Origin of the sequence: Inquilinus sp., from assembly GCF_039594555.1 — a bacterium.
Classification (GTDB): Bacteria; Pseudomonadota; Alphaproteobacteria; order DSM-16000; family Inquilinaceae; genus Inquilinus.
Genome location: NZ_JBCNNF010000002.1, coordinates 1 through 15,244, shown reverse-complemented (window position 1 = coordinate 15,244; position 15,244 = coordinate 1). Strand labels below are relative to the sequence as shown.

Sequence of the window (15,244 nt, the reverse complement as noted above, 5' to 3'; positions counted from 1 at the left end):
CGGCAAAGCCGGCTCATCCCGGCCGGCCGCCTTACCGTGCCTTCAGCCGATCGACGGCGAAGGCCGCCATCCGGTGCAGGTCCCCGATCCCGGCGCCGCCGCGCGCGGCGAGCTGGAGACCGGTCATCGTCATCTGAATGAAGTCGGCGGCATCCCCGGCCTCCAGGCCCGGGGCGATCTCCCCCGCCGCCTGGCCCTCGCGGATGCGCTCGACCAGCCGGGCCCGCAGCGGCGCCGCCGCCTTCGCCCGCAGCGCCGCGACCTCCGCATCGCTCACGCCGAACTCGCCGACCGAGCCGACGCCCATGCAGCCCAGGGCCCGCAGCCCGTCATCGTCGGCCGCGAGGCCGGCGAGCAGGTCGCGCAGCCCGGCCAGCGGCGAGGCCGGCGCGGTGAGCCGCCGCAGATGGCCGGCCACGCTGCCCTGCTGATAGGCGTCGAGCGCCTCGAGATACAGCCGCTTCTTGTCGCCGAAGGCGTTGTAGAGGCTCTGCCGGCCGATCCCCATCGCCTGGACGAGATCGTCGGTCGAGGTGGCGGCGAAGCCCTTGGCCCAAAACACCCGCATCGCCCGCTGCAGGGCCTCGCCGCGATCGAATTCCCGTGGTCTCACCATGCGCCACGGATACCGGTTATGGACTGATCGGTCAATAATCTTTCCGACGTCGCCTCACACTACTTCCTGCAGGATCGTGTCGCTGGGATGGATGCCGATCAGCTCCAGCCGCCCGGTGCCGACATTCTCGAAGCGGTGCGGCACGTTGGCGGCGGCGACGACGATATCGCCGGCATATCCGCGGATTATCTCGCCGCCCACGGTGAACTCGGCCTCTCCCTTCCGCACGACCCAGGTCTCGGAATAGGGGTGGACATGCATGTCCGAGCCCCGGCCGGGTTCGGCGTCGACCAGGAAGAGCGACACCGCGCCGCCATAGTCGCGGCCCTCGAAGCGGACGGTGCGGCTCTGGCCCGGCAGCGGCTCCTGATGGCGGCGAATCTGGAACATCCCCGATCCCTCCCTGCATGCCGCCGAGGCGGCAGATTATCTTCGCGAGAAGATATATTAGCCAAATATTTTCTCGTCAAGATATTTATCTTCGCACCAAGACACCTTGGCCGGGAGCGGCAGGAGGCGTAGGTATCGCCGTCGGGACGATCATGCGGGGCTGGGATGACAGGCGAAGCGGACAGGACCGGGGCGGAGGAAGACCGGATCGACCGGCTGGGCCGGCAATGGGCGCGGGAGCTGCCCGACCTCGACACCGAGCCGATGACCATCCTCGGGCGGGCCTACCGGCTGTCGAACCTGGTGCGCCCCAGCATCGAGGCGACCTTTGCCGGCTTCGGCCTGGACCGCGGCGAGTTCGACGTGATCGGCACTCTGCGCCGGTCCGGCCCGCCCTACCGGTTGACGCCGACCGAGCTGTACACGGCGCTGATGATCTCCTCCGGTGGCCTGACCCACCGGCTGGTCCGGCTGGAGAAAGCAGGGCTGATCCGGCGCGAGAAGTCGCCCAGCGACGGGCGCAGCGTGCTGGTGGCCCTGACCGAAGAGGGTGCGGCCCGTGCCGAAGCCGCCTTCCGCGCCGACATGGCGAACGAGGCCCGCTTCCTGGAAAGCCTGGACGCGGAGGAGCGCGCGGCGCTGGCCAGCCTGCTGCGCAAGCTGCTCGCCGGCATCGAGCACGCCCCGCCCCCGGGCGAAGCCGTTGATTCGAGTCCGGACGTTTCGAGACAAAATTGAGGTTTCGCCGCGAAGGCCGGCGGAATCCGGGGGCTTCCCTAAACGAATGGCAGAGTCCACGGCCTCGACTTTGACAATCGCTTCCGCCGCGTCCTAGCGTCCGCGTCCCCTGCGGACAGCCGCGGCACGAACAAAGCCCAAGAAACAAGCGTGGACATCAGAGTGACCCAGATCGACTCGTCGTCCCCTGTCACCCCCGGCCCCGCCGCCGACCGGCGCGCCTGGCTCGAATCCCACGAACACGGCTACCACAAGGGCCTGAGATCCCGGCAGGTGCAGATGATCGCCATCGGCGGCGCCATCGGCACCGGGCTGTTCCTCGGCGCCGGCGGCCGGCTGCAGCTGGCCGGCCCGGCCCTGGCCCTGGTCTACCTGGTCTGCGGCTTCTTCTCCTTCCTGATCCTGCGGGCGCTGGGCGAGCTGGTGATGCACCGCCCCAGCTCCGGCAGCTTCGTCTCCTACACCCGCGAATTCCTGGGCGAGCGTGCCGCCTTCGTCGCCGGCTGGATGTTCTTCCTGAACTGGGCGATGACCGGCATCGTCGATACCACCGCCGCGGCCCTGTACATGCAGTACTGGTCGATGTTCTCCGACATCCCGCAATGGCTGTTCGCGCTGATCGCCATCGGCCTGATCACGGTGATGAACCTGATCGGCGTGAAGTGGTTCGGCGAGATGGAGTTCTGGTTCTCGCTGATCAAGGTCGCGGCGCTGGCGCTGTTCCTGGTGATCGGCGTGGTCGTGCTGGGCAGCGGCATGGAGGTGGGCGGCCACGCCACCGGGCCGCAGCTGGTCTCCGCCAATGGCGGCATCTTCCCGCACGGGCTGCTGCCCGCCGTGGTCATCGTCCAGGGCGTGGTCTTCGCCTATGCCGGGATCGAGCTGATCGGCACCGCCGCGGGGGAGACTGAGGATGCACGCAAGATCCTGCCGCGGGCGATCAACAGCGTGATCTGGCGCATCGCCCTGTTCTATGTCGGCTCGGTGGCGCTGCTGGTGCTGCTGCTGCCCTGGACAGCCTACAAGGCCGGGGAGAGCCCGTTCGTCACCTTCTTCACCGCGCTGGGCGTGCCGGGCATCGGCACGATCATGAACATCGTGGTGCTGACCGCGGCGCTCTCCAGCCTGAACTCCGGCCTCTACTCCACCGGCCGGGTGCTGCGGTCGCTGGCGATGGGCGGGTCGGCGCCCGACTTCGTGGCCCGGATGAACGCCCGCAAGGTGCCCTATGGCGGCATCCTGGTGACGGTCGGCATCTACTGCATCGGCGTGGTGCTGAACTACGTCGTGCCGTCGCAGGTGTTCGAGATCGTGCTGAACATCGCCTCGCTCGGCATCATCAGCACCTGGGCCTTCATCCTGGTCTGCCAGCTGATGCTGCGCCGGGCGGTGCGGCGCGGCGAGGCGCAGCCGATCACCTTCCGCATGCCGGCCGCCCCGGCCAGCACCTGGCTGACGCTGCTGTTCCTGGCCGGCGTGGTGGTGCTGATGGCGCTGGACTACCCGGTCGGGTCCTTCACCGTGGCGTCGCTGCCGGTGATCGCGGTCATCCTCGCCATCGGCTGGGCACTCGCGCGGAAGAAGGTGATGGCCCGGCGCCCGGACAGCCCGATGGCGCAGCACGAGCCGCTGGTGGCGCAGGGCAAGGCGGCCTCCTGATCCAGGCCCCGCACCGCGGGCACGGAACCCGCGGCCGCCGCGCTTGTTCTCCCCTCGCCCGCTGCCGGCCGCCCCATCGGGCGCTTGGCAGCAGGCTCCCGATTTGATCCACTGCGGCGGGGCGAGGGAGAGAGCACGGCGATGAATATCGGCGAGGCAGCGCGGCATTCGGGCCTGCCGGCGAAGACGATCCGGTATTACGAGGAGATCGGGCTGGTCCGGCCGGACCGGCGCGGCAACAACTACCGCGACTACTGCGCCCACACGCTGGAGGTGCTGCGCTTCCTGCGCCGGTCGCGCGAGTTCGGCTTCACCATCGAGCAGTGCCGCGCCCTGCTGTCGCTGTATGAGGACCCGACCCGCTGCTCCTCCGAAGTCAAGGCCCTGGCCTCGGCCCGGATCGGCGAGATCGACGCCAAGATCCGCGAGCTGGAGGCGCTGCGCGAGAGCCTGGGCGCGCTGGTGTGCCAGTGCCCGGGCGACGCCGCCCCCGCCTGCCCGATCATCGACGAGCTGGCCGGCGCCCCGCGCCCCGCTGCGACCGCCGAGATGCAATGACGCCGCGCCGCGCGCTGTTCCTGGTCAATCCGAAGGCCAGCCGGGCCGAGACCGGCCTCGACGCCGTGATCCGCACCCTGACCGATGGCGGGGTCGAGCCGGTGCGGCCGCTGAACGACGATGTCGACACGCTGATCCGGCGCCATGCCCGGGCGGTCGAATGCGTCATCGTCGGCGGCGGCGACGGCACGCTGAACCGGGCCGCGCCGGCGCTGATGGAGACCGGGCTGCCGCTCGGCATCCTGCCGCTGGGCACCGCCAACGACCTGGCGCGGACCCTGGAGCTGCCGGCCGACCCGGTGGCGGCGGCCCAGGTCATCGTCGACGGCCGGCTGCGCAGCATCGACCTAGGCGAGGTCAATGGCCGGCCCTTCTTCAACGTCGCCAGCCTGGGCATGAGCGTGGAGCTGGCGAAGTCGCTGGACGGCGACACCAAGAGGCGCTGGGGCCGCTTCGGCTACGCCCTCGCCGCGCTGCGGCTGGTGCGGCGGCTGGAGCGGTTCTCGGCCGAGATCCGGATCGATGACGGCAAGGTCATCCGCGGCAAGAGCATCCAGATCGCGGTCGGCAACGGCCGCTACTATGGCGGCGGCATGAGCATCGCCGAGGATGCGGCGCCGGATGACGGCATGCTGGACGTCTATTCGATCGAGGTCGACCACTGGATGTGGCTGGCGCTGATGTACCCGTCCTTCCGCGCCGGGCGGCACGGCCGCTGGAACGAGGTGCACGCCTTCCGCTGCCGGTCGGTCGAGGTGCGCACCCGCCGGCCGCGCGACGTCAACACCGACGGCGAGGTGACGACGCAGACCCCGGCCAAATTCCGGGTGCTGCCGAAGGCGATCCGGGTCTACACCCCGATGCCGGTCATCCCGCAGCCGGAACCGCTGGTCGCCGGCTGACCGCGACCAGCCACAGGCTGCCCAGCACCGCAGCCACCAGCGACCCGGCCAGCACGCCCATCTTGGTGGCCGCCTGCAGCGCCGGGTCGTCGAAGGCCAGCGCGCCGATGAACAGGCTCATGGTAAAGCCGATGCCGGCCAGCACCGAGACGCCGGCCAGCTGCGGCGTGGTGGCCCCGGCCGGCAGCGCCGCGACGCCGAGGCGGATCGACGCCCAGGCGGCGACGCCGACGCCGAGCGACTTGCCGACCACCAGCCCGGCGGCGATGCCGAGCGGCACCGGCTCCAGGAAGCTCGACAGGCTGGCGCCGGCGAAGGAGACCCCGGCATTGGCGAAGCCGAACACCGGCACCACCAGGAAGGCGACGACGTCGTGCAGGCTGTGCTCCAGCCGCAGCAGCGGCGGCTCGTCCTCATCCTCCGCGGTGCGGTCCAGCGGCACCAGGAAGGCCAGCACCACCCCGGCCAGCGTGGCGTGCAGGCCGGATTTCAGCACGAACAGCCAGACCACGGCGCCGACCACCAGATAGGGCCACAGCGCCTGCACCCTGAGCCAGTTGAACAGGCCCAGCACGGCGACGCCGGCCACGGCCCAGGCCAGGAAGGGCAGCGAGATGTCGCCGGTGTAGAACAGGGCGATGATCACCACGGCGGCGACGTCGTCGATGATCGCCAGCGCGGTCAGGAACACCTTCAGCGACACCGGCACCCGGCTGCCCAGCAGCGACAGCACGCCGAGGGCGAAGGCGATGTCGGTTGCGGCCGGAATCGCCCAGCCACGCAGCGCCACCGGGTCGCCGACATTGATCACGGCATAGATCAGGGCGGGCAGGATGACGCCGCCGGCCGCGGCGATACCGGGCAGCATCAGCGTCTCGCGCGACGACAGCTCGCCCTGCAGGATCTCACGCTTGATCTCGAGCCCGACCAGCAGGAAGAACACCGCCATCAGCCCGTCATTGACCCAGTGCAGCAGCGTCTTCTCGAGCACCAAGCTGCCGAAGCGCAGCCCGATCGGCAGGTGCAGCAGGTCGTCATAAGCGCCGGCCAGCGGCGAGTTGGCGACGATCAGAGCGAGGACCGCGACGGCCATCAGCACGATGCCGCCCGCCGCCTCGATCTCGAGGAAGGAGCGGATGGCCGAGATCGGCTTGCGCACCAGCCAGGCCTTCACGGTCTCGGGCATCGGCTGTTCTCCGGCGTCGGTGTCGGGGACCACAAATTGAGCGATAGGCAGAGCTGGCTCAATCGGAATCGGGTGGCGGCTCACCTGTCCGCATTGCCGCAACGCCCTGTTTTATCCTCCCCCTCCCGCGAGGGGAGGGGGAGGTTGGAAAGGGCAGGACGGTTCAAGCAGCCCTTGGCACCGCCCCTCCCGCGCGGCACTGTCGCGCATGGACCGACCGCCCCGCCGACCGCCCGCGCTCGACGACGCCGCCCTGGAACGGGCGGCGCTGGACTATCTCGGCCGCTACGCCGCCTCCACCGGCCAGCTGCGCCGGGTGCTGCAGCGCCGGATCCGCCGCGCCCTGCAGGCCGGGGCCGAGGTCGATGTCGAGGCGGTGGAGGCGCGGATCACGGCGCTGCTGGATCGCATGGTCCGGTCGAAGCTGCTGGACGACGCGCAATTCGCGGAGATGCGGATCGCCGGACTGGCCCGGCGCGGCCGGTCGGCCCGGGCGATCCGGGTCAAGCTGCGCGAGGCCGGGGTCGACGAGACAGTTGCGGACGCGGCCCTGTCCCTGTATGGCGGCGCGCCCGGGGCCGATCCGGACCGGGTGGCGGCGATCCGGCTGGCGCGACGGCGCCGGCTGGGACCGTTCCGGGCCGAGGCGGACCGGGCCGCGCACCGGATGCGCGACCTGGCGGCGCTGGCCCGGGCCGGCTTCGCCCCCGGCCTGTGCCGGGCGGTGGTCGACGCGCCGGACGCGGAGTCGCTGGAGGCGTCGGAAGACTGACGCTTCCGGTGTCAGTGTGGTGGCATTGACGTTCGGAAACGCGCTTCGGATAGTGCTTTCCCGAACATTGGTCGAGGCAGGAGAGAAAAGATGCGGCGACGCACATATGTCCTGGCGATCGACCAGGGGACGACATCGACCCGGGCGATCGTGTTCGACCCCCAGGGCCGGCCGGTGGCCAGCGCGCAGCGCGAGCTGCGCCAGATCTACCCGGCCGATGGCTGGGTCGAGCACGACCCGGAGGGGATCTGGTCCGACACCGTCTCGGCCTGCCGCGACGCCATCGCCCGGGCCCGGCTAACCGCCGACCACATCGCCGCGATCGGCATCACCAACCAGCGCGAGACCACGGTGCTGTGGGACCGCCAGACCGGCCGGGCGCTGCACTACGCCATCGTCTGGCAGGACCGGCGCGCCGCCGCCTTCTGCCGCGAGCTCGCCGCCGCCGGGCACGAGAATGCGGTGCAGACCAGGACCGGGCTGGTCATCGACGCCTATTTCTCGGCCAGCAAGCTGACCTGGCTCCTGGAGAATGTCCCGGATGCGCGGCGGCGGGCCGAGGCCGGGGAGCTGGCCTTCGGCACCATCGACAGCTTCCTGCTGTGGCGGCTGACCGGCGGGCGGGTGCATGCCACCGACGCCACCAATGCCAGCCGCACCATGCTGTTCAACATCCGGACCCAGGCCTGGGACGACGACCTGCTGGCCCTGTTCCGGGTCCCGCGCGCGATCCTGCCGGAGGTGCACGACAACGCACACCACTTCGGCACCACCGACAAGATCTTGTTCGGCGCCGCCATCCCGATCACCGGCATGGCCGGCGACCAGCAGGCCGCGACCTTCGGCCAGGCCTGCTTCAAGCCGGGCATGATCAAGTCGACCTACGGCACCGGCTGCTTCGCCCTCTTGAACATCGGCGACAAGCCGAAGACCTCGAAGCACCGCCTGCTGACCACCACCGCCTACCGCCTGGACGGCAAGCCGACCTATGCCATCGAGGGCGCGATCTTCAGCGCCGGCGCCACCATCCAGTGGCTGCGCGACGGGCTGAAGGTGATCAAGAGCGCGGCCGAGAGCGAGACCCTGGCCCGGTCGGTCGAGGATTCCGCCGGGGTCTACCTGGTGCCCGCCTTCACCGGCCTGGGCGCGCCGCATTGGGACCCGGAGGCGCGCGGCACCATCCTGGGGCTGACGCGGGATTCGACCTCGGCCCACATCGCCCGCGCGGCGCTGGAGGCCGTGGCCTTCCAGACCCGCGACCTGATGGAGGCGATGGCCGCCGATGGCGGCGCCCGGCCGCGCGAGCTGCGGGTCGATGGCGGCATGGTGGCCAATGACTGGCTGTGCCAGATGCTCGCCGACATGCTGGATACCCCGGTCGAGCGGCCGAAGGTGATCGAGACCACGGCGCTGGGCGCCGCCTATCTGGCCGGGCTGACCGCCGGGGTCTACCCCTCGGTCGACGCGGTGGCCGAGGCTTGGCAGCGCGACCGGCTGTTCGAGCCGTCGATGCCGGCCGGCACCCGCAGCAGGCTGTATGAGGGCTGGCAAAAGGCGGTCAGGCGGGCGCGCGGCGTGAGATAATTCCTGCGCCGGGCGCGCGGAAACGCACGCCTGTGCGCGATTGCGAAAACAGTCGCAAAAGTCGCGCGCCGCTGTCATGTTGCGAAAATGTGGCGCCTGCAAGAGCGCCCAACGTCACAACCATCCGGGGGGACTCCGCCATGAGATTTCGCCTTGCCACGACCGCCGCCGCCGCGGCCCTGACCCTCAGCCTGCCCGCGCTGGCCGCCACCGAGATCCAGTGGTGGCACGCCATGACCGGGGCGAACAACGAGGTGGTCGAGACCCTGGCCAAGGAATTCAACGAGAGCCAGTCCGACTACAAGGTCGTGCCCGTGTTCAAGGGCACCTATCCGGAGACGCTGAACGCCGGCATCGCCGCCTTCCGCGCCGGCCAGCCGCCGCACATCCTGCAGGTGTTCGACGCCGGCACCGGCACCATGATGGCCGCGTCCAAGGCCATCGTCCCGGTGGCCAAGGTGCTGCAGGCCGACGGCGTGGCCTTCGACAAGTCGCAGTATCTCGGCGGCGTGGTCAGCTACTACAGCACCGCCGATGGCGAGCTGCTGTCCTTCCCCTACAACAGCTCCTCGCCGATCCTCTATTACAACAAGGACGCCTTCAAGAAGGCGGGGCTGGACGAGAATGCGCCGCCCAAGACCTGGCCGGAGCTGTTCGACGCCGCCAAGAAGATCAAGGCGGCCGGCTGGCCCTGCGGCTTCACCTCGACCTGGCTGACCTGGATCCAGCAGGAGAATTTCGCCGCCTGGAACAACGTGCCCTACGCCACCGAGCAGAACGGCCTGGCCGGGCTGGACCCGGAGCTGCTGATCAACAGCGACCTCTATGTCCGCCACTTCCAGACCCTGGCCGACCTGCAGAAGGCCGGCGTGTTCTCCTATGGCGGCCGCACCTCCGAGGCCAAGATCAAGTTCACCAGCGGCGAATGCGCCATGATGACGGAGTCCTCGGGCGGGCTCGGCGACGTGGTGAAGTCCGGTATCAATTTCGGCACCAGCACCCTGCCCTATTACCCGGAGGCCGCCGGCGCGCCGCAGAACACCATCCCGGGCGGCGCCAGCCTGTGGGTCCTGGCCGGCCATCCGGACGCCGAATACAAGGGCGTGGCCAAGTTCTTCGAGTTCCTGTCGCAGACCCCGATCCAGGAGCGGCTGCACGAGAAGTCGGGCTATCTGCCGGTCACCATGGCCGCGTATGAGGCGGCGAAGAAGTCCGGCTTCTACGACAAGAACCCGGCCCGCGAGATCCCGATCCTGCAGATGATGGGCAAGGCGCCGACCGACAATTCGAAGGGCGTGCGGGTGATCAACCTGCCGCAGGTGCGCGACATCATCAATGAGGAGCTGGAGACGATGCTGAACGGCCAGCAGGACGCCAAGACGGCGCTCGACAAGGCCGTGCAGCGCGCCAACGCCGCGATCAAGGAAGCGGCGGAGCAATAAGGCCGCGGAGGGGGAGGCCCGCCGCCCCTTCTCACATCGTCATCCCCGCGAAAGCGGGGATCTCTTCCCGTCTTCGCACCGACGAGATTCCCGCTTTCGCGGGAATGACGGCAAAGGGGGGAGACGAGCACCGGAATGACCCGCCCCGCATGAACCGCCGCGCGATCTTCCCGAACACGGTCCTGCCCTATCTGCTGGTGGCGCCGCAGATCGCGATCACCGTGATCTTCTTCTTCTGGCCGGCCGCCCAGGCGGTGCGCCAGTCGATGCTGCGCGAGGACCCGTTCGGCCTCAAGACCCGCATCGTCTGGCTGGACAATTTCGGCCGGGTGCTGGGCGACCCGGCCTATCTGAACTCGCTGCAGGTGACGGCCGTGTTCTCGATCGCGGTCGCGGTCTCGGCCCTGGTGGTGGCGCTGCTGCTGGCGGTGATGGCCGACCGGGTGGTGCGCGGCCAGGGCCTGTACCGCACCCTGCTGCTGTCGCCCTACGCCATCGCCCCGGCGATCGCCGGCATGCTGTGGCTGTTCCTGTTCAACCCGTCAATGGGCACGCTGGCGGTGCTGCTGCGCCAGGCCGGCTTCGACTGGAACCCGCTCTTGAACGGCGGCCAGGCGATGACGCTGGTGGTGGCCGCGGCCGCCTGGAAGCAGATCAGCTACAACTTCCTGTTCTTCCTGGCCGGGCTGCAGGCGATCCCGAAAAGCCTGATCGAGGCCGCGGCGATCGACGGCGCCGGGCCGGCCCACCGCTTCCGCACCATCATCTTCCCGCTGATCTCGCCGGTGTCGTTCTTCCTCTTGGTCGTCAACACCGTCTACGCCTTCTTCGACACGTTCGGCATCATCCATGCCGTGACCTCGGGGGGCCCGGGTAAGTCGACCGAGATCCTGGTCTACAAGGTCTACAATGACGGGTTCGTGAATCAGCAGATGGGCGTCTCCGCCGCCCAGTCGGTGATCCTGATGGTGCTGGTGATCGCGCTGACCTTCGTCCAGTTCCGCTATGTCGAGCGCCGGGTGCATTACGCATGATCGAGAACCGGCCGCTGGGCACGCTGATCGCCCATTTCGTCCTGATCGTCGGGATCGTGCTGGTCGCCTTCCCGGTCTACTACACCTTCATCGCCTCGACCTACCCGACCCAGGCGATCCTGTCGCCGCCGCTGCCGCTGCTGCCGGGCGACCGGTTCCTGGAGAACTATGGCGGCGCCCTGTTCGTCGGGTCGGGCCGGATCGGCGGCGTCGACATGCTGCGGGTGCTGTGGAACACAACGGTGGTGGCGCTGGCGATCGCGGTCGGCAAGATCGCGATCTCGCTGCTCTCCGCCTACGCCATCGTGTTCTTCCGCTTCCCGCTGCGGCTGGTGTTCTTCTGGATGATCTTCGTCACGCTGATGCTGCCGGTCGAGGTGCGCATCGTGCCGACCTACCAGGTCATCGTGAATCTCGGCCTGATCGACACCTATGCCGGGCTGACCATCCCGCTGATGGCGTCGGCCACCGCCACCTTCCTGTTCCGCCAGTTCTTCCTGACCGTGCCGGACGAGCTGGTGGAGGCGGCGCGGATCGACGGCGCCGGGCCGCTGCGCTTCCTGCGCGACATCCTGCTGCCGCTGTCGCGCACCAACATCGCCGCCCTGTTCGTGATCACCTTCATCTATGGCTGGACCCAGTATCTCTGGCCGCTCCTGGTGACCAACGACAATTCGATGAACACGATCATCATCGCCCTGCGGAAGATGATCTCCTTCGCCGATGCCGACACCGAATGGAACCTGGTGATGGCGACCACGATCCTGGCCATCATCCCGCCGGTGGTGGTCGTCCTCGTCATGCAGCGCTGGTTCGTGAAGGGCCTGATCGAGAGCGAGAAATAATGGCGACAGTCGAGATCCGACGGGTCCGCAAGACCTATCCCGGCGCCGCGCAGGAAACCATCAAGGGCATCGACTGCGCCATCGCCGATGGCGAGTTCCTGGTCATGCTGGGCCCGTCCGGCTGCGGCAAGTCCACCCTGCTGCGCATGGTGGCGGGGCTGGAGAGCATCGGCGGCGGCGAGATCGCCATCGGCGGCCGGGTCGTGAACAAGCTGGAGCCGAAGGACCGGAACATCGCCATGGTGTTCCAGAACTACGCCCTGTACCCGCATATGTCGGTCTACGACAACATGGCGTATGGGCTGCGCATCCAGGGCCTGTCCAAGGCCGAGATCGACCAGCGCGTGCGCGCGGCGGCCGGGACGCTGGAGCTGTCGGCCCTGCTGGAGCGCAAGCCGCGGCAGCTGTCGGGCGGCCAGCGCCAGCGCGTCGCCATGGGCCGCGCCATCGTGCGCGAGCCCGCCGTGTTCCTGTTCGACGAGCCGCTGTCGAACCTGGACGCCAAGCTGCGCACCCAGATGCGGATCGAGATCAAGAAGCTGCAGTCGCGCCTCGGCGTCACCAGCCTGTACGTCACCCATGACCAGGTCGAGGCCATGACCCTGGCCGACCGGATCATGGTGATGAATGGCGGCGCGGCCGAGCAGATCGCCCCGCCGCTGGACATCTATCTGAAGCCGGCCTCGGTCTTCGTCGCCGGCTTCATCGGCTCGCCGGCGATGAATTTTTTGCCGGCCGAGGTCGCGCGGGACGGCAGCAGCGTGGTGCTGCCCGGCGGCCAGCGCGTCGCCACCGGCCGGGCGGCAGGGCTGGGCGGGCGGAAGGTCCTGGCCGGCATCCGGCCGGAGCATCTGACGCTGGACAGCCCGGCCGACCCGGAGCATCGGCTGGAGGTCGCGGTCGAGCTGGTCGAGGCGCTGGGCGCCGACACGGTGGTGCATGGCCGGCTGGGCGACGGCACGACGCTGCTGGCCCGGCTGCCCGGCGTGGTCGCGGCCCGCACCGGCGACCGCCTGGCCTTCGCCGTGCCCGAGGACCAGTTGCACCTGTTCGACCCGGAGACCGGGCGGGCGCTGGGGTAGAGCCGGTCGCGTGACCGCTCCCGCTTGCGGGATCTTTTTACAGGTCCCACCACCGTCATTGCGAGCGCAGCGAAGCAATCCATGCAGCCGCTCGTGCGGGACGATGGATTGCTTCGTCGGCTTCGCCTCCTCGCAATGACGGCGAGGGGTTAGAAAGAGGGGCCGGATACCAGGCCCGGCCCCCATCGTCATCCCCCGACCGTCAGCGGATGGTCAGGCCGCCCTTGAACAGCGGGCTGCGCTTGGCCGCCGTGCGCTTGGCGGCCGTGGCCGCGAACTCCGCGGTGTCGGTCACCGGGTCGCGCCGCATCGCGAACACGATCACCGCATTCGCCACCGCGTCGGAGAACTGGTCCAGCGCCTTGTCGCTGATATTGGCGATGCTGTCGCAGGGCGCGTGGTAGCAGGCATCGTAGGGCTGGCCCGCCGTGCCGCCATAGATCCGCGCCTCGGCCTCGGACTTGACGTTCTCGGCGCCGCTGAACAGGCCGCCGGCCGGGATGCCGTTCTCGATGAACGGGCCGTAATCGGATCGGCCGTCGAAGGCGGTGGGCGCCGTCGCCAGGTTCTTGCGGGCGAAATGCGCCAGGAACACGTTCTCGATCAGCCCCGACCCGTCCGGCCCGGCATCCGGCGTGTCCGACCCGTTGCCGTCATAGACGAAGCGCACGAAGTTGGGCGACGCCAGCATGTCGAAGTTCAGGTTCAGCAGGATCTTCTTCTTCTCGGCATCGCTGAGCGACGCGACATAGTGGGTGGAGCCGAGCAGCCCCAGCTCCTCCCCGCCCCAGAAGGCGAAGCGCACCTTGTTGCGCAGCAGCAGCTGGCGGCGGCCGACCTGCTCCGCCACCTCGAGATTGGTCGCGGTGCCGCTGCCATTGTCGTTGATGCCCGGGCCGGCCTGCACGGAATCGAGATGCGCCCCGACCGTGACGACCTTGTTCGGGTCGCCGGACCAGGTGTCGGCGATGACGTTCCAGTTGGTTCGCTTCTCGTTGATCGCCTGGACCTTGAGGCGGACGGTCACCGGGCCGGACTGGGCCTGGGTGTACAGCTCGTTGCCGACCTCGAAGGTGGTGAACACGCCCGGGAACGGCCGCGGCGCGCCGAGGCCGACGCCCTCGATCACGTCGGTGCGGCCGGCTGGCCCTCATTCATGATGATGACGCCGATGGCGCCCGCCGCCTCCGCCATCGCCGCCTTCTGGGCGAAGGGGCAGGTGCCGCGCTGGATCAGCGCGATCGCGCCCGCCGTCTCCGGCGGATAATCGGCGGCCTCGCAGCCGCTGGCCGAGCTCGGCGTCGGCGAGGGCGGCAGGACGATGTTGCTGGTCGGCACCACCCGGCCGGTGACCTCGCGCGAGGCGGAGTAGAGCGTGGTGGCGAAGTCGCTGTGCGCCGCGTAGGTCCGCGGCGACGGCGACACCCGGCCGAATTCCGGCGTCCCGGTCTCCTGGAAGAAGTCGAACGGGAAGGGCTGGACGGTGACCCGGTAGCCGGCCCGCTGCAGCCGCTGCTTCACGTAGTCGACCGAGGCCTTGTAGCCCGGCAGCCCGTCGGCGCGGTTGCCGCCATTGGCGGTGGCGATCGCCTGCAGCGCGGTCAGGTGCTGGCGGATGCCGCTGACCGTGACCGCGCGCTGCAGGTCGGCGCTGATCAGCGCCGTGATCAGGTCGCCCACCAGGTCGCGCTGGGCGGCCGCCGACGGGGCGGCGTTGGTGGTGGCGGCCAGGGCCGAGGACGCAGGCAGGGCCAGGGCGGTCGCCAGCAGGGCGGCCGCCAGATGACGCAGTTTCACGATGGTCCCCCTTCAAATCGTTGCGGTGGGGCTTGTGGCCGCCCTGATCGCAATCGAACGGCCTTGGATCGGCCAGCCCCCACTTGCGCAGCACTGTCCGGCACCGCCGCGAACAACGTCAACAGGATTTTCGACCCTGCTTTTGATCTATATTTGACAGAATTTGAGAATTGCCGAACGCTAGTTTGATCATCTCCGCATCCCGTAAAGTCATTTGAGATTTTGCCCGACAATTACTGTAGGCTTGGAAATAGAAAAGGGTCCGGACGTCGCCGTCCGGACCCTAAGAAGCCGCTCGCCGACCCGCGTCAGCGGATCATCAGCGGGCCCTTGTACAGCGCGCCGCGCGTCGCGTTCCGGGCGACCCGCTTGGTCGCGGCCGAGGCGGCCAGGCCGACCGGGTCGACCACCGGGTCACGCCGCTGGGCAAACACCACCACCGAGTTCGCCACCGCGTCCGAGAACTGGTCGAGCACGGTGTTGTTGATGTTGGCGATGGTGTCGCAGGCCTGGTGGTAGCAGGGATCGTAGGCGATGCCGGCGGTGCCGCCGTAGATCCGGGCTTGGGCCTCGGTCTTGATCACCTCGGCGCCGGTGAAGATGCCGCCGGCCGGGATGCCGGCCTCGGTGAAGGCGGCA

General features: G+C 69.1%; 16 protein-coding genes. 10 read left to right on the top strand and 6 right to left on the bottom strand.

Annotated elements, in window-relative coordinates:
* Positions 1 to 31 precede the first annotated feature (31 nt).
* A complete protein-coding gene (locus ABDW35_RS00335) occupies positions 32 to 568 on the bottom strand; it encodes a TetR/AcrR family transcriptional regulator (protein WP_343711844.1) in 537 nt (178 codons plus the stop codon).
* Between the two features lie 102 nt (positions 569 to 670).
* A complete protein-coding gene (locus ABDW35_RS00330; RefSeq protein WP_343711843.1) occupies positions 671 to 1,006 on the bottom strand; it encodes a cupin domain-containing protein in 336 nt (111 codons plus the stop codon).
* Positions 1,007 to 1,171: 165 nt separating this feature from the next.
* Between ABDW35_RS00330 and ABDW35_RS00325 the strand changes: the two genes are divergently transcribed.
* From ABDW35_RS00325 to ABDW35_RS00310, 4 genes are all read left to right on the top strand, one after another.
* Positions 1,172 to 1,744, top strand: coding sequence for a MarR family transcriptional regulator (locus tag ABDW35_RS00325; protein ID WP_343711842.1), 573 nt, complete (start codon positions 1,172 to 1,174; stop codon positions 1,742 to 1,744).
* A 162-nt stretch (positions 1,745 to 1,906) separates the two neighbouring features.
* Positions 1,907 to 3,403: an amino acid permease gene (locus tag ABDW35_RS00320; RefSeq protein ID WP_343711841.1), complete on the top strand. Its 1,497-nt coding sequence runs from the start codon at positions 1,907 to 1,909 to the stop codon at positions 3,401 to 3,403.
* Between the two features lie 141 nt (positions 3,404 to 3,544).
* Positions 3,545 to 3,961 (top strand): Cu(I)-responsive transcriptional regulator, encoded by a 417-nt coding sequence (gene cueR, locus ABDW35_RS00315; protein ID WP_343711840.1) that lies wholly within the window; start codon positions 3,545 to 3,547, stop codon positions 3,959 to 3,961.
* Positions 3,958 to 4,863 carry a lipid kinase gene (locus tag ABDW35_RS00310; protein WP_343711839.1) on the top strand — a complete coding sequence of 302 codons (906 nt, stop codon included), beginning with the start codon at positions 3,958 to 3,960 and terminating at the stop codon, positions 4,861 to 4,863. Before cueR ends, ABDW35_RS00310 begins: the two co-directional genes overlap by 4 nt.
* On the opposite strand, the gene nhaA is transcribed toward ABDW35_RS00310, so the two are convergent.
* The gene (gene nhaA, locus ABDW35_RS00305; protein WP_343711838.1) at positions 4,829 to 6,049 is read right to left on the bottom strand and encodes a Na+/H+ antiporter NhaA; all 1,221 of its coding nucleotides are present in this window, start codon (positions 6,047 to 6,049) and stop codon (positions 4,829 to 4,831) included. The genes ABDW35_RS00310 and nhaA overlap by 35 nt on opposite strands.
* 208 nt (positions 6,050 to 6,257) lie before the next feature.
* Between nhaA and ABDW35_RS00300 the strand changes: the two genes are divergently transcribed.
* The 6 genes from ABDW35_RS00300 to ABDW35_RS00275 all read left to right on the top strand — a co-directional run bounded on the left by ABDW35_RS00300 (position 6,258) and on the right by ABDW35_RS00275 (position 12,808).
* Complete coding sequence (locus ABDW35_RS00300) at positions 6,258 to 6,821, top strand: RecX family transcriptional regulator (RefSeq protein WP_343711837.1); 564 nt, start codon at positions 6,258 to 6,260, stop codon at positions 6,819 to 6,821.
* 90 nt (positions 6,822 to 6,911) lie between these two features.
* Positions 6,912 to 8,405: a glycerol kinase GlpK gene (glpK, locus tag ABDW35_RS00295; protein WP_343711836.1), complete on the top strand. Its 1,494-nt coding sequence runs from the start codon at positions 6,912 to 6,914 to the stop codon at positions 8,403 to 8,405.
* 140 nt (positions 8,406 to 8,545) lie between these two features.
* Complete coding sequence (gene ugpB / locus ABDW35_RS00290) at positions 8,546 to 9,847, top strand: sn-glycerol-3-phosphate ABC transporter substrate-binding protein UgpB (RefSeq protein WP_343711835.1); 1,302 nt, start codon at positions 8,546 to 8,548, stop codon at positions 9,845 to 9,847.
* 149 nt (positions 9,848 to 9,996) lie between these two features.
* Positions 9,997 to 10,881, top strand: coding sequence for a sn-glycerol-3-phosphate ABC transporter permease UgpA (ugpA, locus tag ABDW35_RS00285; RefSeq protein WP_343711834.1), 885 nt, complete (start codon positions 9,997 to 9,999; stop codon positions 10,879 to 10,881).
* The gene (ugpE, locus tag ABDW35_RS00280; RefSeq protein WP_343711833.1) at positions 10,878 to 11,726 is read left to right on the top strand and encodes a sn-glycerol-3-phosphate ABC transporter permease UgpE; all 849 of its coding nucleotides are present in this window, start codon (positions 10,878 to 10,880) and stop codon (positions 11,724 to 11,726) included. The genes ugpA and ugpE overlap by 4 nt, the downstream gene beginning before the upstream one ends.
* Entirely contained in the window at positions 11,726 to 12,808 is a 1,083-nt protein-coding gene (locus ABDW35_RS00275) for a sn-glycerol-3-phosphate import ATP-binding protein UgpC (protein ID WP_343711832.1), read from the top strand. Before ugpE ends, ABDW35_RS00275 begins: the two co-directional genes overlap by 1 nt.
* 202 nt (positions 12,809 to 13,010) lie before the next feature.
* On the opposite strand, the gene ABDW35_RS00270 is transcribed toward ABDW35_RS00275, so the two are convergent.
* The 3 genes from ABDW35_RS00270 to ABDW35_RS00260 form a co-directional block, all read right to left on the bottom strand.
* Complete coding sequence (locus ABDW35_RS00270) at positions 13,011 to 13,937, bottom strand: M28 family peptidase (protein WP_343711831.1); 927 nt, start codon at positions 13,935 to 13,937, stop codon at positions 13,011 to 13,013.
* Entirely contained in the window at positions 13,934 to 14,605 is a 672-nt protein-coding gene (locus ABDW35_RS00265) for a PA domain-containing protein (RefSeq protein WP_343711830.1), read from the bottom strand. The genes ABDW35_RS00270 and ABDW35_RS00265 overlap by 4 nt, the downstream gene beginning before the upstream one ends.
* A 308-nt stretch (positions 14,606 to 14,913) precedes the next feature.
* The coding region (locus tag ABDW35_RS00260) for a M28 family peptidase (RefSeq protein WP_343711829.1) at positions 14,914 to 15,244 on the bottom strand (331 nt) is incomplete at its 5' end.